A 20,304-nucleotide genomic window follows, 5' to 3' on the forward strand; every position below is an offset into this window, starting at 1 on the left:
CGATTTTGGCGACAACCAGCCTCCCGGCAAAGGCCTAACCGGCCTGGCGGTTACCACTGGTGACGAACTGTTCAATGCGATCCAAGGCCCGCGACAACTCAGCCTCATCAGCCGCCAGGGTGAGGCGAACATGATTCACTGAACTGCTACCAAAGGGCGCGCCAGGCAGTACCGAGACCCGCTCAGCATCCAAAAGGGCTTCAGCGAAGGTTTGCCCGGAGCTGGATACCTTGGAGACATCCACCATAACAAACATCCCAGCCTCAGGACTGTAGCAACTCAAGCCTGGTATCTGACCAATCCTCTCAACAATCAGGTCTCGACGCTGCTGATAGGCATCCCGCATCTGCTTCACGAAGTAGCTATCAAACTCCAGGGCAAAGGCTGCAGCCTCCTGGATGAACTGAGGGCAGCCAAAAATTGTCGCCCCTGCAAAAGCAATCAAACGATCTACCAGGGGACCACGAGCCACTGCCCACCCCAGGCGCCAGCCACTCATGGCGTGGGATTTGGACAAGCCATCAACCACAACAATATTATCCAGCGACTCCGCAGCCGTACGCAGAGAGGTGTGGCGGCGGGCAAAGGTGATCATTGAATAAACTTCATCACATACCAGCCAAATATTGCGCTCGCGGCAGTATGCCGCCAACTCGCGCAATTGTTCAGGGGTAGCCATCGCGCCAGTCGGGTTTACCGGCGTATTGATCATAACGACCTTGGTCTGCTCGCTGATGGAGGCCTTGATAGCATCGACATCAAAAGCGAAATTAGTCTCCGCCGGGCAGGTCACCCGTTTTACGGAGAGGCGCAAGGCATCACAAATGGGGACATAGCCGATATACATCGGCTCGGGAATTACTATCTCCTCACCGGGGTTTAGCAGGCAGGCAAGTACTGCGTAGATCGCGTTGGTTCCACCGGGGAAAACAACAACATCATCCGGGTTACAAGGGTGGGGAGAGACCTTGCTCTCGATGTCCGCGATAGCCCTGCGCAACATTGGCTCCCCGGCGGCAGGGGAATAGTGGGTGCGCCCCACTCCCAGGCGAGCGCGGGCAAAGTCGAGGATCGGCTCGGGGGTGTCAAAGTTGGGATCACCTACACAGAGAAAGATGACATCCTCCCCTTTATTGGCGAGATCGTGAGCCCGGTCACTCACAGCCCAAACATTGGCGTCCTCACCATTCAAAGCCTCACTTTGCAAGCTGAACCTGGGGGTAAAATTTGTCACGTTTTTCACTATTTAGCAGCCATTTATAGGGGCTAAGGTAACAACCATCTGGGTAATCGGTGCCGCTATATGACCGTCAATTTCGCATTAGAGGGAGCTTTTCTCAGGTATTCCCGCAGATAATGCGGGGGCCAGTGTGTTCGCGTGGATCGCGACTAGAAATAGATTTTTAGTCTCAGTTACTCAGGTCGATCCTGGCGCCCCAAAGAGAGCGAGTAATGAGTAAAACTTAAGCAAGGTATCACTCCATCCCACTGCAATTGAACACTATTAACCTGAGCCAGGAAAAACCCAGGGCTATGGGCAAAGCTTCATTACGATGTTCTTTTTTGACATCCCGTCCGCTCCCCATGCCCCTTTCACCTGACTCGCAGCAATCTCCCTCAAGTTTTCACTGTATTTAGATTAACTTTAATCTTCAAAACTCCAATCCCGGTATAGGTGCGAAACTGGCCCCTTAGCGCCTCTGGATATACTTAGTGTTAACCAGCCTTGGTCTTCCAAGACTATCTATTACGGCTTGATTGCGTGTTATCGTTAACACCTGAAAATCAATAAGTAAATTTAAATCATGGATAAGATGAAACAATTACTAACCTTACTTTTGCTCTCCTGTTCACTTACGGCAATCGGCACTGAAATTTCTCAGGAAAGGAAGTTGGAGCTTATTAATTCTATCGAGAAAAAGATTGCCTCCAACTATGTCCTGCAAGAAAACCTGGAAGCTATTCACTCTTCATTAAATAAAGTTGCAGAGTCAGAGGCATTCAGACAAGCCTCTGACACAGAGTCAGTGGCTGGAATTATTAAATCCGCCTTAACAAAGCATGATAAACACTTTGGCGTAAGCTGGGATGATCCAGAATCTCCCCAACAGCAGCCGAAACACGAGGATTGGTTTAGTAAGCTCAGTAGAAAAAATTCTGGATTTACCCGAGTCGAAGTTTTAGAGGGTAACATCGGCTATATTGATTTCTGGGGGTTTGACCATGTTAACGAGGAGTCCCAAGGTCGAGTGGCTGCAGCTATGGCATTAATCCAAGATACCAGCGCTATTATTTTTGACCTGAGAAAGAATGGTGGTGGTAATGGCTTTATGGGCGGCCTTATCAGCGGTTATCTTTTTGATAAACCCACCCACCTCAATAGCATCCACTGGAAGCCCGCGGGCAATGTTACAGAGATATGGAGTCAGGAAAAGGTTCAGGGTAAAAAGGTAGCAGACACCCCGGTATATATATTAACCAGTAGCGATACCTTCTCAGCAGCAGAGGCCTTTGCGTACTATTTAAAGCACCTGGACCGTGCAACCATTATTGGAGAGGCTACCAAAGGTGGGGCAAATCCCTGGCAGTACTCCCCCCTTGGGAATGGCTTTAAAATAGCAATCCCTATCGCCAAGGCAGTTAATCCGATTACCAAAACTAACTGGGAGGGGACTGGTGTAAAACCAGATATCGAGACATCTCGGGAGAAAGCATTTCCAACAGCCTATAGGCTCGCCTTACAAGCGGCCAAAATTTCTACTGCACACCCGGAACATTTAAAAGAGATTCAACAAAAACTGCAGGATTTCGACAGCCTTTAAAATACCTTAACCCCTTTCAATAACTTTTCAGACTACTACTTCAGGAAGGGGTCCTAGTTATTAGCCACCCCTCCCAGATCAATTCAACACCCCATAAATAAAAAAACAGCCCTTAATAATTGTAAAAATCTTTCACTCACATTAACCTAAAATCATTCCCTTATCTTATTCGTGTAGCAGGGCGAATTGGATGTTTCAATTTACTCAAATCCTAAAGTACATTCCTGAAGAACTTGCGGACAGCTTTGCCCACCTCCCTCCAGATGAATACCTAAAATCCCAAAATCCATATCGCTACCGAACATATAGTTCAGGACTCTATAGTGGCAATTCAATTGAGTGGAGCAACAATACCATCTTCATACAGAGTAAAACAATCAACACGTACCTTGGGGATATAGAGCGTCACTACCCCTCATTAGGAGCAATCGCTCGAACATTCTCACAAAATATTGTAAGACACTTAATTTTCCAACAATATATACCGGCAAAAAAATATCAGGTCGGGTGCCACCAGATAAGAGTTCGTGCTACAGATGAATTCAACGCTTACCCCACCCCTGAGGGTTTTCATCAAGATGGGTTTGACTATGTAGCGATTAATTGTATTAATAGAAATAATGTCAATGGAGGCGAATCATTCATCAGCAACTTGGATGAAAATGAAATTATATTTCATGGCACACTAACCCCTGGAAAAGCTTTGGTTTTGAACGACAGGTCGCTCAAACACTACGTAAGCCCCATCACTCCTCTTTTTCCCGGGGAGGCTTTAAGGGATGTTGTGGTAATTACATTACATAACGATAGAAACACCACATGAAAACATGAAGCTTACCCAAACCAGATCCCAAAGAATTTTTTCAAGCTTAAAAAGATGACCGCCTAAATCAAACTTCAAATCCTCTCAAAATACCAAACCAAGATCTTTTATTAACTTAATATCCATATCAAGATGCTTGCAATACCATATAGCAAATCACCAGATAGCGTAGACATTTACCCATGGCAACCAACAACAAAAACCAAACCAAGCGAATTCTTAGAATACCAGCCATTACAGTAAGGGGATCACCAATAATAGGCACCCAGGAAAAAAACAGGGAGAATACCCCATATTTTTTAAATCTCTGTTCAGCCTTTACAAATTCCTCTTCAGACATTCTCAACCATTTCTTGATCATGCCCAAGCTGGCCCAGTAGCCTAATGCATAATTGAGAAGAGAGCCCGCTACATTCCCAGTAGTGGCGACTATTATCAGGGCCCAAGGGGAGAGCCCCTGGAGTAATAGACCAGTCATTACAATTTCTGAGCTTAGCGGCAGAATGGTCGCTGCCAGGAATGCTGATACGAAAAGCCCCAAAAATCCAAACTCAAGAAAGTACCCCATAATGACGACTCATACCTAGCTAAACTCGGCATTCCTTCTATCTATACTTATAATTGTGCCACTATAATCGAAAAAAGGGGGACATCCCAACCCCCCCCTCATCAGTGTTAGCGATACTAGCCACAAGCCTCTACTTTTTATATTCACCCTTGTTAACACATTTTAGAATTCATAACCTTACACAGACTTACTTAGGCCCAAGTACAGACCCGCTCATCCGAAGTCGAAATCAGTGTCCACCCCATAATCCTCCAGCCACCTTCTAGTTTTGCTATCGACAAGATATTGCAGGCAGCTTTCCTACTCCTTTCTTTTGATTTGGATCGCTGAAAAACAACAAGCGATGTTGCTGAACCATCTTCTGAAACATAAATTTTCTCTATATATAATCCGGAAAATGGATATTTCTCAAGGTCCATAGTTTTACGCAGCTGGCCGATAATTACGGGGATTAAATCGGGATGACTAGACAACCCCGGCTGCTCACCGATAAAAAATAAAGGGGATTGAGCAAAGTACTTCTTCAAACTACTCGGCGGAGATGAACTATTAAATGTGCTGTAAAAATTTTTAATAAGATCAGAGACTTCACTGCGCGAGCTTGCATAAATCTCAGATGAAAAGACAATAAATACGACAAGCAACAGCGCCATAGCAATTTTCATGGCTACCACTTCCTATTTTAAGGAGTTTCTGAGTAACTCTGCAATTAGAGGGGAGTGACTAAAGGTTGAAGTATAGTTATGCTATTAATTCGCATGGACTAAAGAAGGGAATCTGACAATCACCAGACGGAGTTATTCTGTGCCAGAGGTAATAGTGGAGAGAAGTATTTACTGCCCTTATTGTGGTGAAATCATAAAAATACTGGTTGATTCATCAGTTTTGCCTCAACAGTACACTGAGGACTGCCAAGTTTGCTGTAGACCTATCGTTTTCTTTGTGGAACTCGATTTAAATGGCGAGCTATCTATCTTGGCTCATACTGAGGATGAAGCGTTCTAAGTCGCATTGTCGCACTCAAATTCACTTCAAATTGGCAAAAACTTCAATCGCTCGCTTCCGTCCAGCCCCCACATCGCAAATCACTTGAGGATAGCCTTGAGTCGGCGGTGGATCGTGTATGGCTTTGTCGCTCAGCTCCTTTAGCTCAGGTATAAACTTGCGGATAAAATCTCCATTGGGATCAAAACGTTGCGACTGACTATAAGGATTAAATACACGGAAATAGGGTGCAGCATCAGTACCCGTGGAGGCAGTCCACTGCCAGCCCCCATTGTTGGAAGCAAAGTCTGCATCAATTAAGCGCTGCATAAAGTAGCGCTCACCCCAGCGCCAATCTATCAGCATATTTTTACTGAGAAATGAAGCTACTATCATACGCAATCGATTATGCATCCAGGCAGTCTCATTTAACTGTCGCATCGCTGCATCAACTATCGGAACCCCAGTCTCCCCCAAAGTCCAACGCTCAAACTGATCCTTATTGTAGGACCAGGGGATTTGGTCAGTTTCCTGCTTGAATGGCCTCCCTTTACTCAGACGGGGAAAGTCCACCAACAAATGGGTATAAAACTCCCGCCAGATTAATTCGCTAATCCAACAGGCCGCCCCATCATCTCCACCCAGCCAACGTCCCTCGTTCATATCCAACGCCATTGCTATACATTGGCGAATCGAAACAGCACCACTATTTAGGTAGGGGGATAAGCAGGAGGTACTATCAAGTGCTGGAAAGTCTCTCTCTGCCTGATAAGCAGATATTTTTCCACCGAACTTCTTGAGCCGTTTCAGTGCCGCCTTTTCTCCTGCTTGCCAACCTTTAATCAGGCCTGCATCGTCGATCTTATCTATCGAGTATGTCGACAGTTGCGTTGGAATCTTTTGGCTCAATTTCTGCCCTTCAGATAAAGAAAGCCACTTTGGCCAATGTGCTTCATTTTCCCGGGTAGAAATTTTCCGAGGCTTAGGCAAGGTTTTTACTTCACTATCGGCACACAATTGAATCAGTGCACGCTTGAAGGGGGTAAACACCTTGTAGGGTTCCCCTCCGCCGGTTCTTACTGCTCCCGGTGGAAGCAGGGTGCGGTCACTATAGAATTGAACCTGACCCCCCTCATTTGTCAGTAAATCTTTTACTGCATTATCACGGCGCAACTCATTGAGTGGATATTCAGCATTCGCATAGAGAGCATTGATATTCAGGCGCTCAACTATTTGCTGAAGAACCCCTGGAACCTGAGCAAAAGTAGGAACTTCAACGAAGTACAGCGGTATATTGCGCTCCTCTAATCCATCTTGTAATTCACGCAAACAGGCGATACGAAAAGTCACCAGCGGATTGCCTTCATCCTGGCTCTGCCAGGTATCCGGACAGGCAATAAATACAGCAGCCACCTCCTTACATTGCACACTGGCCTGGTAAAGTGCTGAATTATCATTGAGGCGTAAGTCACTGCGTAGCCATACCAGGCCACGCGGCAAAGTCACTGGGCGACTCATAGCTTAAAAGACTCCCGCAATTGTGTAACTGCGCTCTCTGTATTTCCGGCAAGTACTCTTGTTAAAGGGAGTTGGTTTAAATCAGCCAAAGCCAAGCGCTGCACCTCAATAAAATCACCCGCAAGCCACAGAGGATCAGTCATCCCCTGAACAGCACTTGGTAACTCACGTTCAAGAATATTTTTCGGCAGAGCCTTGTGGCTATAGCAAAGCACTCCCTGAGCACCCAGTTTTTTGACTGTACTTCCAAGCTCCAATAATCCCGCAGGATAAGTCAGGGTAATGACCTCTATTCCCGCAGCAAGGAGTACCGCAATAAACATCTGTATAAATGCCTGTTGGCCCTGAACGCCAATTTCCAGTAAAAGAACACGGGGCTTCGCCTGGGACTTGTCTTTGTCCAGGTTTTTCCTGGCCATACCATTAGCCAGAAGTAGCTGTTCCTTTAACAGAGGCCAGAAAAATATCTGCGCTCCATGGGCTTCAGGTAGGCGAAATCGCTCAAGCCGCACATGCAAAGGTTTCAGCCAGTGCTCCAACAGCAAAGCGGCAGGGAATGAGGAAAACCACTGATCGAGACGGCGGCGCAGCTGGGGTTCTGCAAAGTCTCTGAGAAGACTGGAGGTTTCATCCAGCATCGCCTGCCAATTGTTTTTTCCATCGCCTGTAGTCGCTGGCAACCCCAATTTGTCCTGCTCTCGCGCTAACAAGTTTCGCACTTGACCAATGGAAACGCCCCTGGCGAGGCATTGCAGGACCTTTTCGATCTGCTCGACTTCCTCTTCACTATAAAGGCGATGCCCTTTGCTGGTGCGCATGGGTTTTAGTAAACCATAGCGGCGCTCCCAGGCCCGCAAGGTCACAGGGTGCACCCCGGTCCTTCGGGCTATCTCTCGAATCGGAAAATAGTTTTTTTCAACAACTTCTGGGTCGGACATGACGCTCATTATCGAAATTCACATAAACCTAATTCAGCCGGCTCGGCAGCGAGCAAGACCTGGCTGTGGATAAAGTGGTGTGGGCTTCTCGGCAAGTAATGACGGAGCATAGTAAGCACCGCCGAAATCGGTTTATGCCCTTGCCGGTACTCCTCGATAAGCTGGGCCAGCTCAGCCCGCTCTTCCCGGCTTAAATAGCCCTTTAAATGCCCCTGGCTGTGCATCAGTGCATTGGTTCGATCCTTGCGCGATGCATGTTGGGAGAGAATATCCATAATCCGCCCACGAATTTCATAAGCGAACTCTTCAGGGGTCACCGCACGAGAGTTGGAAACAAACTGACCCAAGGTACGGGTCAGAGGCTGGCTATGGGCTAACAAGAGGTACTTATAAGCGGTGTAAAACTCAATAACTTTAGCGGGTCGAGGATCCGGCGATACATAGCGATGCCAGGCATCGTAAGCAAATACTCGGGTTAAAAAGTTTTCGCGAATGTCGCTGGCATTCAGTCGCCCTACTTCCTCCATAGGGAGGTGGGGGAAATTCTCTCTCACACGCGCAGCAAATAGACCTGCCGAATGCGCCAGTACACCGCGACCATCTTCTTTGTAATGGGGGGTAGTACGCACACCGCAGCTGGGAGACTTTTGCATCAGGATAAAACCGCGCAACTGCTCAACCTCCGGGCTTATCTCATCTGCGTAAGCCTCAAGATCCTCTGTCACATCGATATTGGTGTCATCGCGCCCAACTGCGCGCAGGCGATCACTGACAATCAGGTGAATTGGCGGGCGGGGCACTCCCAAGCCTATTGCCACTTCCGGGCAGTAAGCTTGCAGATCAAAGCAATTACCCAGCAGCTGAGTGCAGACTTTGCTGTGCTTATGGCTACCGTTATATCGAACTGGATCACCCACGGCACAGCGGCTGATACCAACGGGAATCTTATGCGGCAGGAATTGAATATTCATAGTCACAAGGTGAGCAGGTAATGGCCTACCTTTTTTATAGCCTGCCACTAAAACTTATACAAGCTCTGCCTTTGTATAAGTTTTTGAAAATCTCCTGCAAGGTCGCCGTGGCTTGCGCAAATGCAAACCAAAGCTACAATGCAAAGCCGCGTTCATTCCGAGTTTTAGCGCTGCGCGCACTCTTATCGCCAGTCCCCGGTCTGCGATGCGGCCCATACCTCCCGGAAAGTACGGATTAGCTCATGATTCCAGCATTGCGCGAAGTCGACGAGGTTCAGGCGCTCTATTTGCAGTTCTTGCAGGAACTGAAGGACGCAGGTTTCCGTGGCGATACCACCCCCAGTTATGCCAGCCGCACGGTTCTGGCTACCGATAATTCGATATACCAGGTCCTCCCTCAGGCTGTTGTCTATCCCCGCGACAATCGCGACTTGCAGCTGCTCGCCGAGCTGGCTGACAGGGAGGAGTTTCACTCGGTAGTGCTATCCCCCCGTGGCGGTGGTACCGGCACAAACGGCCAGTCCCTGACCGATGGACTGGTTGTGGATATCTCCCGCCATATGAACCAGATCCTCGAAATCAATGTTGAGAAGCGCTGGGTCCGGGTACAGGCCGGTGTGGTCAAAGATCAACTGAATGCAGCACTCAAACCCCACGGCCTCTTTTTTGCTCCGGAGCTTTCCACCAGTAACCGAGCCACCATTGGCGGCATGATCAATACCGATGCCTCGGGCCAGGGTTCATGTGTCTACGGCAAAACCCGCGATCACGTGCTGGAGTTACACACGGTATTATTGGGCGGTGAGGTTTGGCACTCGGCCCCGATCGACGATGAGGAGCTGGCACAAGTTAGTGTCGGGGATAAACGCTCTGCGCAGGTTCACCAAGTCTGTGATTCTATCGCGCGTACAAAAGCAGAATTAATCACAGCAAAGTTTCCCAAGCTGAACCGCTGCCTCACCGGCTACGACCTGGCTCATATTCGCGACGACAAAGGCTTTAACCTCAATAGTGTTCTCTGTGGCTCAGAGGGAACCCTGGGTTTTATCGCCGAGGCAAAACTCAACCTGTTGCCAATTCCCAAATGTGTCGCTCTGGTCAATTTAAAGTACGACCATTTTCAAGAGGCGCTACGCGACGCCAAAGACCTGATGCTGGCCGGTCCCATGTCTATCGAGACAGTGGACAGCAAAGTGCTGCAGCTGGCGATGGAAGATATCGTCTGGCACAGCGTCAGTGAATTTTTCCCAGCGGATGATCGCCCGGTCAAGGGCATTAATTTAGTCGAGTACGCCGCCGATAGCGAAGAGGAATTGGAGCAGGCACTAGCCCAATTTACTGCTCATATTGATGAAGCTATTGGCCAAGCAAGTAAAAGTTTCGGTTATTCCATTGCCCGAGGCCACGCCGAGGTCAATCGAATCTGGGCCATGCGCAAACGGGCCGTGGGCTTACTGGGAAATGCCCAGGGAGAAAAACGCCCAATTCCATTTGTCGAGGACACGGCAGTACCACCGGAAAACCTGGCGGATTTTATCGCTGAGTTCCGCACGGTATTGGATGAGGCCAATCTCGACTACGGTATGTTTGGCCATGTCGATGCGGGCGTGCTGCACGTGCGTCCGGCAATTGATATGAAAGACCCCCAGCAAGCCGCACAAATTCGTCCGATCACCGATCAGGTAGTCTCCCTCACACAGAAATATAAGGGCCTTTTGTGGGGGGAGCATGGGAAAGGTGTCAGGTCTGAATACGCACCAGAATTTTTTGGCGAGCTCTACCCAGAGCTGCAAAAAATCAAAGCCGCCTTCGATCCTCGCAACCAACTCAATCCGGGGAAAATAGCTACCCCCAATGATGACAGCCAGCTGCTGAAAATTGACGAAGTATCCACCCGAGGCGAGCGGGACCGGCAAATTCCCGCCCAGGTCTGGGAGGGCTATGAGGAAGGTGTGCACTGCAACGGCAATGGCGCTTGCTTTAACTGGAACCCCGACGATGCCATGTGCCCTTCCTACAAGGCCACTCGCAACCGTATTCACTCTCCCAAAGGGCGCGCCTCTTTAATGCGCGAATGGCTGCGATTGCTCAGCGAAAAAAATGTTGATGCGGTCTCCAGTGCCCAGCGCCTGCGGGAACGCTCCTTTTTTGTCGGACTCCCCAAGCGCATTATCAATTCCCTGGCAAAAACCCGTGGCGAGTACGATTTCAATCACGAAGTTAACGAGGCGATGCAAGGCTGTCTGGCGTGTAAATCCTGTGTAGGGCAGTGCCCGATAAAAGTGGATGTGCCGGAGTTTCGCAGCAAATTCCTCGAACTCTACTACAGCCGCTATTTGCGTCCGCTAAAAGATTACGCCGTCGGTGGGCTGGAATTCCTGATGCCACACCTGGCCAAGCTACCTCAGTTATACAACTGGCCACTAAAACTCAAGCCAGTTTCCTTCCTGATGGAGCGCCTGTTCGGCATGGTGGACAGCCCACTGTTATCGGAAAAAACCTTGAAAGCGACTATGGCGGAGCTGGGTGTGCCTGTCGCCAGTGCCGCCTGCCTGGAGTCCTTGGGCCCGGCACAGCGCAGTCGCGCAGTGGTGATAGTGCAGGATGCTTTTACCAGTTATTTTGATGCCCAAGTGGTTGCCGACATTGTGCGCTTGCTAAAGCAGCTCGATTTTGTCCCCATGCTGGCGCCCTACCGCGCCAACGGTAAACCCCTGCATGTCCACGGTTTCCTGCGCCAGTTCCAGAGGGTCGCTGAATTAAACAGCCAGATGCTTAACGACCTCGCCGCCAGCGGTATTCCCCTTGTGGGCATCGACCCCTCAATGACCCTGACTTATCGCTCCGAGTATAAAAAGCTGATGGGCGATGAGGCACCCAAGGTCCACTTGTTACAGGAATGGCTGGCTTCCCAGCGGGAGCACCTGGAACAACAGCGCCACCGCATAGCGCCCGCCAACTTCCAGCTTCTGCCCCATTGCAGTGAACAAACCAATGCCACCGCCTCGGTGAAAGACTGGCAAAATGTTTTCACTGCCCTGGGCCTGGAACTCGCTACCGAGAGCCTCGGCTGCTGCGGTATGGCTGGTACCTATGGCCACGAAGCAGATCACAAAGAGACCTCACGAGTCATTTTCCAGCAATCCTGGGCGCCCCGATTGAACAGTGGCGAAAACCAGTTGGCCACCGGCTATTCCTGTCGTTGCCAGGCCAGTCGCTTTGCAGGCGTATCCTTGCGCCATCCGCTACAGGGGCTACTGGCACAACTGGATAAATAGGCATTTACTGACGTAAGAGGCCCATATCTCCGGGTCTCTTACCGTCCACCCAAAGTAGCCTGCGGGAAGTGCCTATGCACAAACATCTCTCAAACCTGCTCATGCTGTTTTATGCACTGCTTGGCATCGCCGTATTGCTAGCAGCAATATCCATAAGCTCAAACTCCGGGAAAAAACAATTAGGGCACCATCTATCCCAGGCCCAACACTCCCTGGCATTGGTTACTGAGGCTGAAACCTACGCCCGCACGGGCAACTACGCCGACGCACTGCCACTTTACGAAAAGGCCATCTCCTCACTATCTGACTATCCGGATCAACAACAGGCCCTGCGCTACCGCTACGGCATTGTGCTCAATGCATTTAGCGCCCAAGCGCGACCTGACCTCTACCCCCTTGCCCGCGCACAGTTCGAATCGGTCCTCAATTACCTGGATGAGGGCGCGGTGCTACCGCAGTCCACCGCGAGAGTGCGGTCAGCCATGGCACACACTTACCATCAGCAAGCAGCAACGGAGAAGGAGCACACTCAGCGAGCTCATCTTCTACGCTCGGCTTACCTTCTATATAAGAGTGCAATTCAAGGCCTGCGCGAACAGGCGGAATGGCAGAACCTTGCCATCACCTATTTCAACCTGGGGCAAGTCTGTGAATGGCAGGGAAACCTGGAGGAAGCCATCATCTGGTTGGAAAAAACGGTGAAGCTGGACATACAGCACAAGCTGCCGGACCTCCAGGAAGACAGTGACTACTTATCCGCATTGCGCAGCCAGGTGGAACCGATACTGGAAAACCCCGAAACCGCGCTGTAAGTACTGGGGATTCCCTGTACTTTTTAATGTGGCGCACCGGTTTTTCCGCTAAAACCTGCTGTTTTTTGTCATATCAGCAATATATGGAGAATAAGTCACAAATAATTTATGAGGAATTTTTTACTGTTCCAGTCATGCTAAGCAATGCCCTCCACCACTCCTAGCACGACTCTTTAGAATGACATCGCTGTCACGCAATTTTTCTCTTTTGAAACCATTTACCAAGGAGCTGGGTTCTATCCGGCCATTTCCTTCTGTACAAAATATATACAGTGCAATTTTATTGTTCTTTACATCTGAAAATTAAGCCATTTTTTTATTTTCTGTAAGTAACCCGCCAATTCATACGGCTTTTTCTCGCTTTGCAGGAAAAAGTTGATACCTCAGGAATCGCCGGTAATATAGCCAGCGTTGATTAAATATTGATCAACGATTTCCAAACAAACTTGGAAATTTCACAAGCAGCCCTTGGCTTGTGACCATTTATGACCTGGAGGTAATGGGACATGATGAAACAGACTCTGCGAAATACTGCCTTTTTTATTGCTGCCTTGCTCGCTATCGGTGTAAGCGTTAATGCCTCAGCAGCACTTAAGAAAACCATGATTGTTGACGCAACTGCTTACAACTCTGTACCCGGACAAACTGACAGTGATCCCTGGGTAGCAGCTTGGAACAACCGCCTGCGCCCCGGTGACAAAATTATCGCCGTATCCCGTGACCTGGAAAAACACGGTCTGACTAACGGCGCCAAAGTTAAAATTGAAGGTCTGCCTGGCACCTATACCGTGCGCGACCGTATGAACAAGCGTTTTACTAACCGAATCGATGTTTGGATGGAGAAAGACATTAAGAAAGCCCGCGCCTGGGGCAAGAAAAAACTGAAGATTGTTTTTGAACCCGTAAAGTAATTAGACCTAATTTCAACAGAGCTTGTGACCCCGCCCTCCAGCGGGGTTTTTTTATTATTAAAAGAATTTATCTAATCCACCAAAAAGCAATCAGGGTTCCATCTCCATTAAAAACCCTTCTAGCTCTATACAATTTGAATTTCCGATATAAAACAGGCTCGGCTGCTGGTTCTCGGTATAGCGATGTTTTAATCCATCCTCGCCAATTAATATTAAGTATTCTGATTTTACCCAGCGCTCACCCTCCCTGTATTCCGTTAGCCATAAAAGCGATGGCTGCCCCTCGTGACAGAGCCCATAAAACATGCGGGTTTTTTCCACCAGTTTCTTGGTCATGTAATCTAGATAGCGGCCGGGATAGGTATAGCGATCAGCCTCAATACCAATTTTCTCTGGGTTTATCCCCATATCGGCGCGGCCAACTCTCTGTATATAAATTGCCAGGTTCTCGTCGCAATCGAGACAATGGCGCCCGGCAACAATGGCATAGCCACTCAATTCGGAGATAAGTCGGGCTTCTTTCAAGTCAGTGGTGAGCAGCTGTCGATTGGAAAGGCGGATGCTCTCTGCGGATACCAGTGGACTTAATACAGTCACCAGCAGAATAAGGTAGCGCAGGTTCATTGGGAGGGTAACCGCAGGTTAGGTAGTACCGCCGGAGACCTGGATTCCACCATTGTCTTGCGGCGGCACTGTGATTGGGTGTGCTGTTACACAGTCGCGATTCCCTTCTCACATTAACCATAGCAGTTTGAACAAATGTCAGCCGACTTTTACCACAACTCCCTGTGAGAATTGCCAGTCAGCCGATTCACTCTGAAGAGGACTTACCAGCTGCCGTCGACTTCCTGAACTGGCCCAACAAAGGTAGCGATCCCCTCCTCTTTAAGAGCATCGAGCGCTTCGTCCAGCGCTTCCCGCTCAGTCTCAAACGCATCTTCCCAAACGGTTGAGTTGTTGTGTTCATCGACGATTTCAAGCAGCCAGCCGCCCTCACCATCTTCATAAATATCGATCTGGACGGAAACCTCGCCCTCCCGATAGATCTGGCTCAACTCCGACTCTTTCGGTGCAAACTCTTCGCCCATGGGATTCGCCTCGCTGTGACCTTGAAATTTCGGCCAGAACTTTGACAACTTGCGGCCCGGCGGTCAACTACAAATCCCTTTTCTTGCAGATGCGGACCGCCTGCTTACTGTACGACAAGCTCCTTTTTTTGCGATAAAATGCGCGGCGATTTTTTCTGCTCCGGATTTGCGATCCGGCCCGCAACTGAGGAAGTACCATGAACCAATTTGTTGTCTGTGCACTGTATAAGTTCGTTACCCTTGAGAACTTTGAAACGCTTCGCGCCCCTCTGCTGGAGGTGATGCAAGAAAACAGTGTTCGCGGCACCCTGCTGTTGGCCCAAGAGGGTATCAATGGCACCGTAGCCGGCTCCCGCGAAGGTATCGACGCGGTATTAGCCCATTTGAAGTCAGACAAGCGCCTCGCCGACCTGGACTACAAAGAGTCCATCACCCAGGCAATGCCCTTCCTGCGCAGCAAAGTGAAGCTAAAGAAGGAAATTGTCACCATGGGTGTAGAGGGTATTGACCCACTGCGCACCGTCGGCACCTATGTCAAACCCAAAGACTGGAATGCCCTGATCAGCGATCCAGAAGTTGTTGTCGTCGACACCCGCAATGACTATGAATTCCAGGTCGGTACTTTCAAGAATTCCATCAACCCGGAAACTGAGACTTTCCGCGAGTTCCCACAGTACGTAAAAGAGAATATGGACCCGGCCAAGCATAAGAAGGTCGCCATGTTCTGCACCGGCGGTATCCGCTGCGAGAAGTCCACAGCCTATATGAAAGAGCAGGGCTTCGAAGAGGTGTATCACCTCCACGGCGGTATTTTGAAGTACCTGGAAGAAGTCCCCGCAGAAGAATCCCTGTGGGAAGGCGAGTGCTTTGTTTTCGATGAGCGGGTGACAGTCAACCACAACCTGGAACGCGGCAAATACGATCAATGCAACGCATGCCGCATGCCCATCACAGAGGAAGACCAGCAGTCTCCCCTGTTCGAGCAGGGCGTAAGCTGCCCGCACTGCCACGACAAGGTGCCTGAAGCCGACCGAGCCCGTTTCCGCGAGCGCGAAAAGCAAATTCAGCTAGCCAAACAGCGCGGTGAAGTACACATTGGCCAGGACGCCCGCGCGCAAACCGTCTCCCGCCGCGAGCAAAAGAGAGAGGAGCGTCGCCGCCAGGCTGAAGCCCAACAGGCGCGCAACCAGCAGGCCTAACTCCTCCCCTAGAGAGCAAGAGGCTGAGGTGCGCCCTTTATCTGGGCTAGCCAGGCCTCTGCCTCGGCCTCCACAACGAACTCCCTAGAACTGAGCCTGCACAGGCAGGAGCCATGGCTGGGCAGCGGACAGGTCCAGCGCCCTCGCGGATGTAACACCGCGATAAATGCCCGTCGCAGTACAGGGTTCTCAGCAATAAAGTGAATAAACTTCTGGTGCTCCTCCAGTGTGGTTTTGCTGCGCGCATAACGCAGGTCGAGTAGTACACGTAGGGGTTTTCGGTGACGATACTTTTCCACCAGTAGTGCAATGGCTTCTATTTTGTCCTTATACCCCACCGGACCAAAAAAAAGCACACGCGCTATTCCACCCGCCGGCCGATAGCTAATATGAAAATTCATTGATAACAGCACCCGTGCGCTTGTCTTTTTTATTTTTATCGACTACAGCTTCCGCAATGCCTCTTTTTATTGTCTTACCTGTATTGAAAACGCGAAATAAGGCAGACTTTTTTCTCGTACACTCCTGATATTTACTTCTACCTCAACGGCAATCCAACATCCGTATAAAGGGTTTGACGTTTGTCGGCGAAAATACTGCACCTGTAAACCCGTTTTAATACCCTCAGCCCCAACTACATTTAATAAGCGACAAAAAACCTGCAAATACTGCCACCTAAAAATCATAAGCGGTCTATATCGCAAAAAAATATCGGCTTTATGATTTTTAAAACAATAAGTAACTAGTACGATCAAAATACCCCTGTTTTTTACCAGGTAATTCTGTGAAATATTTTGAAAATTCTAATTTACCCAGAGCGCGACAGAAGTGGGCTATCGCTAAAAGGAAATCTGTACCATAAAACAAGGAACAAACTAGTACGGCTTACTTCAATGAGGGACACCGGGCTGCATCAATATAGAAATATTGGAGCCCGGTAAAAACAGAAAAACAAAGAAAATTATTTCTTTGTGATCAATATCGCGAATGGGTTCAACTTATTTCGATTTCCGGCATATCGCTGTCATCACTGCTGTTTAACCAGATCTGGGCAGCAGCCTTGCGGGCAATTTCGCAATAAAAACCAGCAATTTCACTATCTGGATCGGAAATAACACTGGGCTGTCCGCTATCCACATCGGCGCGGATTTTCTGTGCCAGCGGAAGCTCTCCCAGTAAATGGGTATCGTACTCTGCAGCGATTCGCTCACCGCCACCGGTACCGAAAATTGGCTCGCTGTGACCACACTTGGAACAAGTATGCAGCGCCATATTTTCCACAATACCCAGCACAGGTACCGATACCTTGCGGAACATCTCCACGCCCTTAATGGCATCTTTTAGTGCCAGGTCTTGAGGGGTAGTTACAATTACCGCACCGGCCAATGTAGTTTTCTGTGCCAGCGTCAATTGAATATCCCCGGTACCCGGGGGCATATCCACAACCAGGTAATCAAGCCCATCCCGACTTTCCCCCCACAGGGTTTGACTGAGAATCTGGTTGAGCGCGCCGCTGGCCATAGGCCCGCGCCATACCGCTGGGGTCTCCTCGGTCATCAGGTACCCCAGAGACATTGTCTCTATTCCGTGAGCCTCTACCGGCACAAAGAATTTCTGTTCTTTCACATGCGGGCGCTGGTCTTCAGTTCCCAGCATGGTGGGCAGGCTCGGGCCGTAGATATCAGCATCCAACAAACCAACCCGGGCACCTTCCGCCGCCAGGGCCAGGGCCAGATTGACCGCAGTCGTGGACTTGCCAACCCCGCCTTTGCCCGACGCCACAGCAACAATGTTTTTTACCTTCGCCAGAGTTTCCGGCGCCCCGGAAGTCGGCGTAGCGGGAATATCGCTGAACAGCTCAAACTGCAACTTGGAGCCTTTGAGGGGCCCGGCTTTCAACAGCGGCTGACAGCTCTCCTCCACCCGCTGGAGCCAATCTGCCTCCTGGCTGGCACACGGATATCCCAGGGTAATCCCGGCGAAAACAGTTTCGTCCTCATACCCAACTTCAATTTCTGCGTCCAAATCATCCAGCGGCAAGCCACTGGCAGGATCATGCAACTGGCCGAGGCACTCCGCCAGTCGCTCCAGTTCAGCCTGAACTTCCTGTGACAGCTCGTCATGATCGTGATGATGATAGCTCACGGTATCTCCCTCTCAGCGCTTCTAGATTGGCTCGCATTGTGTCGGATGACGCGGCCTAACACCAGCCACAGCAGCCAAACAAGGATTCACATAAGCCAGCTTGATCCCTCCACGACATAGTGCAAATCTGCTATATTCCGCGGTCTTTTGACGATCTTCGGCCCACTCTCCGTGAGTCCCTGGCCGCAACCCCACAGCGATGGAAAAACCGATGTCCGATACGCGCAACATTCTCGTCACCAGCGCACTGCCCTATGCCAATGGCTCCCTACATCTGGGCCATGTGCTCGAATATATCCAAACCGATATTTGGGCCCGCTTCCAGCGTGCGCGCGGTAATAACTGCCTGTATATCTGTGCCGACGATGCTCACGGCACTGCAATTATGCTGAAGGCTGAACAACTGGGCCTGACCCCGGAACAGCATATCGCCAATATGCAGGCAGAACACGAGCGCGACTTCGCCGACTTCCTGATTGGTGTGGACAACTATCACTCCACCCATTCAGAGGAAAACCGCGAGCTGTCGGCAATGATCTACCGCCGCCTCAGCGAAAACGGCCACATCGCATCGCGCACTATTACCCAGGCTTTCGATCCAGAGAAACAGCTTTTCCTGGCGGATCGCTATATCAAGGGAACCTGCCCCCGCTGCAGCACACCCGACCAGTATGGTGATAACTGTGAAGCCTGTGGCGCCACCTACAGCCCTACCGAACTGATCGATCCGGTATCAGCGATCTCCGGCGCCACTCCGATAGAGAAGGAGTCAGAGCACTTCTTCTTTACCCTGCCCCCATTCACCGAATACCTGCGCGAGTGGACCCGCTCCGGTACCCTCCAGGATGAAGTGGCCAATAAGCTGGCCGAATGGCTGGAAGAGGGCCTGCAAGAGTGGGATATTTCCCGCGACGCCCCTTACTTCGGTTTCGAAATTCCCGATGCGCCGGGCAAATATTTCTACGTGTGGCTCGACGCTCCCATTGGCTATATGGCCAGTCTCAAAAACTACTGCGACAACAAGGGGCTGGACTGGCAGGAGTACTGGAAAAAAGACAGCGACGCCGAGGTCTACCACTTTATCGGCAAGGATATCGTCAACTTCCACGCACTCTTTTGGCCAGCCATGCTGGACTCAGCGGACTTCCGCACCCCCAACAAAGTTTGCGTACACGGCTTCCTTACCGTAAACGGCAAGAAGATGTCCAAGTCCCGCGGCACCTTTATCAATGCCCGCAACTACCTGGATCACTTGAGCCCTGAGTATTTGCGCTACTACTTCGCCGCCAAACTGACCGGTGGCGTCGATGACCTGGATCTGAACCTGGACGATTTTATCGCCAAGGTGAACTCTGACCTGGTGGGTAAAGTAGTCAATATCGCCTCCCGCACCGCCAAGTTTGTCAGCAAGTCCGGTGGCAAGCTGGCCGGCGAACTGGCCGACGAACAATTGTGGAACCAATTTGTAGAAGCGGCTCCACGAATTGCTGAGTATTACGAGCAGCGAGAATACGCCCGCGCCATGCGCGACATTATGGCTCTGGCCGACGCCGCCAACGCCTGGATCGCCGACAAGGCTCCCTGGTCCCTGGCCAAGCAGGAGGGCACCGAAGCTGAGGTTCTGGCTATTTGCTCCCAGGGTGTGAATATGTTCCGCGCCCTGATCACCTGGCTCGCCCCGGTATTGCCCAACACTGCACAAAAAGCGGCGGAGTTCCTCAACAGTGAGCTGGATTGGAACAGCGCAACCAAACCGCTGACAGATCACGAAATCAAGAAGTTCAAGCCGCTGCTGCAACGGGTGGAGAAAACCCAGGTAGATGCGGTTATGGATGCGGCTGCGGAATCCCTGGCCCAGCTACAAGCGGAAACCAAAGCTGCTACCGGCCCTCTGGCGGAGGACCCCATTGCCGAGGAAATCCAGTTTGATGACTTCGCCAAAGTAGACCTGAGGATCGCCCTGATCGCCAAAGCTGAACACGTTGAAGGCGCCGGTAAACTGCTGCGCTTAACCCTGGACCTGGGCGGCGAAACCCGCCAGGTATTTGCCGGTATTAAAAGCGCCTACGCCCCTGAAGACCTGGAAGGTAAGCACACCGTTATGGTCGCTAACCTAGCGCCGCGTAAAATGCGCTTTGGTGTCAGTGAAGGCATGGTTCTGGCAGCGGGTCCCGGAGGTAAGGACCTGTGGATACTGGAGCCCCACGAGGGAGCCAAACCCGGTATGCGCGTAATGTAATTTCCCTG

The 20,304-nt window shown here is 50.4% G+C and carries 18 protein-coding genes; 8 read left to right on the forward strand and 10 right to left on the reverse strand.

Going from position 1 to position 20,304, the window contains the following annotated elements; translation table 11 throughout:
- Window positions 1–34 precede the first annotated feature (34 nt).
- A complete protein-coding gene (locus tag ACYX4J_RS18120; protein ID WP_413664405.1) occupies window positions 35–1,234 on the reverse strand; it encodes a pyridoxal phosphate-dependent aminotransferase in 1,200 nt (399 codons plus the stop codon).
- A gap of 571 nt (window positions 1,235–1,805) precedes the next feature.
- On the opposite strand from ACYX4J_RS18120, the gene ACYX4J_RS18125 reads away from it, so the two are divergent.
- Both ACYX4J_RS18125 and ACYX4J_RS18130 read left to right on the forward strand, forming a co-directional pair.
- Window positions 1,806–2,822 (forward strand): S41 family peptidase, encoded by a 1,017-nt coding sequence (locus tag ACYX4J_RS18125; protein ID WP_476177250.1) that lies wholly within the window; start codon window positions 1,806–1,808, stop codon window positions 2,820–2,822.
- A 190-nt stretch (window positions 2,823–3,012) separates the two neighbouring features.
- Window positions 3,013–3,645 (forward strand): 2OG-Fe dioxygenase family protein, encoded by a 633-nt coding sequence (locus tag ACYX4J_RS18130; RefSeq protein ID WP_444906404.1) that lies wholly within the window; start codon window positions 3,013–3,015, stop codon window positions 3,643–3,645.
- Window positions 3,646–3,772: 127 nt separating this feature from the next.
- Here the strand turns inward: ACYX4J_RS18130 and ACYX4J_RS18135 are convergent, their stop codons facing one another.
- Window positions 3,773–4,213, reverse strand: coding sequence for a YqaA family protein (locus tag ACYX4J_RS18135; protein ID WP_444912129.1), 441 nt, complete (start codon window positions 4,211–4,213; stop codon window positions 3,773–3,775).
- A gap of 191 nt (window positions 4,214–4,404) precedes the next feature.
- On the reverse strand, window positions 4,405–4,878 hold the full coding sequence (locus ACYX4J_RS18140) for a hypothetical protein (protein WP_476177251.1): 474 nt from the start codon (window positions 4,876–4,878) through the stop codon (window positions 4,405–4,407).
- Between the two features lie 154 nt (window positions 4,879–5,032).
- Here ACYX4J_RS18140 and ACYX4J_RS18145 point away from each other — a divergent pair, with 154 nt between their 5' ends.
- On the forward strand, window positions 5,033–5,218 hold the full coding sequence (locus ACYX4J_RS18145) for a CPXCG motif-containing cysteine-rich protein (protein ID WP_476178669.1): 186 nt from the start codon (window positions 5,033–5,035) through the stop codon (window positions 5,216–5,218).
- 21 nt (window positions 5,219–5,239) lie between these two features.
- Here the strand turns inward: ACYX4J_RS18145 and ACYX4J_RS18150 are convergent, their stop codons facing one another.
- The 3 genes from ACYX4J_RS18150 to ACYX4J_RS18160 are packed head-to-tail and all read right to left on the reverse strand — an operon-like array spanning window position 5,240 to window position 8,624.
- On the reverse strand, window positions 5,240–6,715 hold the full coding sequence (locus ACYX4J_RS18150) for a cryptochrome/photolyase family protein (protein WP_476177252.1): 1,476 nt from the start codon (window positions 6,713–6,715) through the stop codon (window positions 5,240–5,242).
- Window positions 6,712–7,653, reverse strand: a complete 942-nt coding sequence (locus ACYX4J_RS18155; RefSeq protein ID WP_445355065.1) for a MerR family transcriptional regulator — start codon at window positions 7,651–7,653, stop codon at window positions 6,712–6,714. The genes ACYX4J_RS18150 and ACYX4J_RS18155 overlap by 4 nt, the downstream gene beginning before the upstream one ends.
- Window positions 7,654–7,661: 8 nt before the next feature.
- Window positions 7,662–8,624, reverse strand: a complete 963-nt coding sequence (locus ACYX4J_RS18160) for a YbgA family protein (protein WP_445363233.1) — start codon at window positions 8,622–8,624, stop codon at window positions 7,662–7,664.
- 242 nt (window positions 8,625–8,866) lie between these two features.
- On the opposite strand from ACYX4J_RS18160, the gene ydiJ reads away from it, so the two are divergent.
- From ydiJ to ACYX4J_RS18175, 3 genes are all read left to right on the forward strand, one after another.
- Entirely contained in the window at window positions 8,867–11,902 is a 3,036-nt protein-coding gene (gene ydiJ / locus ACYX4J_RS18165; protein WP_476177253.1) for a D-2-hydroxyglutarate dehydrogenase YdiJ, read from the forward strand.
- Between the two features lie 74 nt (window positions 11,903–11,976).
- Complete coding sequence (locus tag ACYX4J_RS18170; RefSeq protein ID WP_444914752.1) at window positions 11,977–12,714, forward strand: tetratricopeptide repeat protein; 738 nt, start codon at window positions 11,977–11,979, stop codon at window positions 12,712–12,714.
- A gap of 506 nt (window positions 12,715–13,220) precedes the next feature.
- On the forward strand, window positions 13,221–13,625 hold the full coding sequence (locus ACYX4J_RS18175) for a 3D domain-containing protein (RefSeq protein ID WP_238152122.1): 405 nt from the start codon (window positions 13,221–13,223) through the stop codon (window positions 13,623–13,625).
- Window positions 13,626–13,715: 90 nt separating this feature from the next.
- Here the strand turns inward: ACYX4J_RS18175 and ACYX4J_RS18180 are convergent, their stop codons facing one another.
- Both ACYX4J_RS18180 and ACYX4J_RS18185 read right to left on the reverse strand, forming a co-directional pair.
- Complete coding sequence (locus ACYX4J_RS18180; protein ID WP_282934257.1) at window positions 13,716–14,249, reverse strand: hypothetical protein; 534 nt, start codon at window positions 14,247–14,249, stop codon at window positions 13,716–13,718.
- 203 nt (window positions 14,250–14,452) lie between these two features.
- Window positions 14,453–14,761, reverse strand: a complete 309-nt coding sequence (locus ACYX4J_RS18185) for a hypothetical protein (protein ID WP_476177254.1) — start codon at window positions 14,759–14,761, stop codon at window positions 14,453–14,455.
- A 149-nt stretch (window positions 14,762–14,910) separates the two neighbouring features.
- Between ACYX4J_RS18185 and trhO the strand changes: the two genes are divergently transcribed.
- On the forward strand, window positions 14,911–15,912 hold the full coding sequence (gene trhO / locus ACYX4J_RS18190) for an oxygen-dependent tRNA uridine(34) hydroxylase TrhO (RefSeq protein WP_445360480.1): 1,002 nt from the start codon (window positions 14,911–14,913) through the stop codon (window positions 15,910–15,912).
- 8 nt (window positions 15,913–15,920) lie between these two features.
- Here the strand turns inward: trhO and ACYX4J_RS18195 are convergent, their stop codons facing one another.
- Window positions 15,921–16,313: a hypothetical protein gene (locus tag ACYX4J_RS18195; protein WP_445360481.1), complete on the reverse strand. Its 393-nt coding sequence runs from the start codon at window positions 16,311–16,313 to the stop codon at window positions 15,921–15,923.
- A gap of 592 nt (window positions 16,314–16,905) precedes the next feature.
- Complete coding sequence (gene apbC, locus ACYX4J_RS18200; protein WP_476177255.1) at window positions 16,906–18,057, reverse strand: iron-sulfur cluster carrier protein ApbC; 1,152 nt, start codon at window positions 18,055–18,057, stop codon at window positions 16,906–16,908.
- A 211-nt stretch (window positions 18,058–18,268) separates the two neighbouring features.
- Here apbC and metG point away from each other — a divergent pair, with 211 nt between their 5' ends.
- Complete coding sequence (gene metG, locus ACYX4J_RS18205; protein WP_476177256.1) at window positions 18,269–20,296, forward strand: methionine--tRNA ligase; 2,028 nt, start codon at window positions 18,269–18,271, stop codon at window positions 20,294–20,296.
- The last annotated feature ends 8 nt before the right edge of the window (window positions 20,297–20,304 follow it).

The organism is Microbulbifer sp. ABM4_008, from assembly GCF_056311705.1.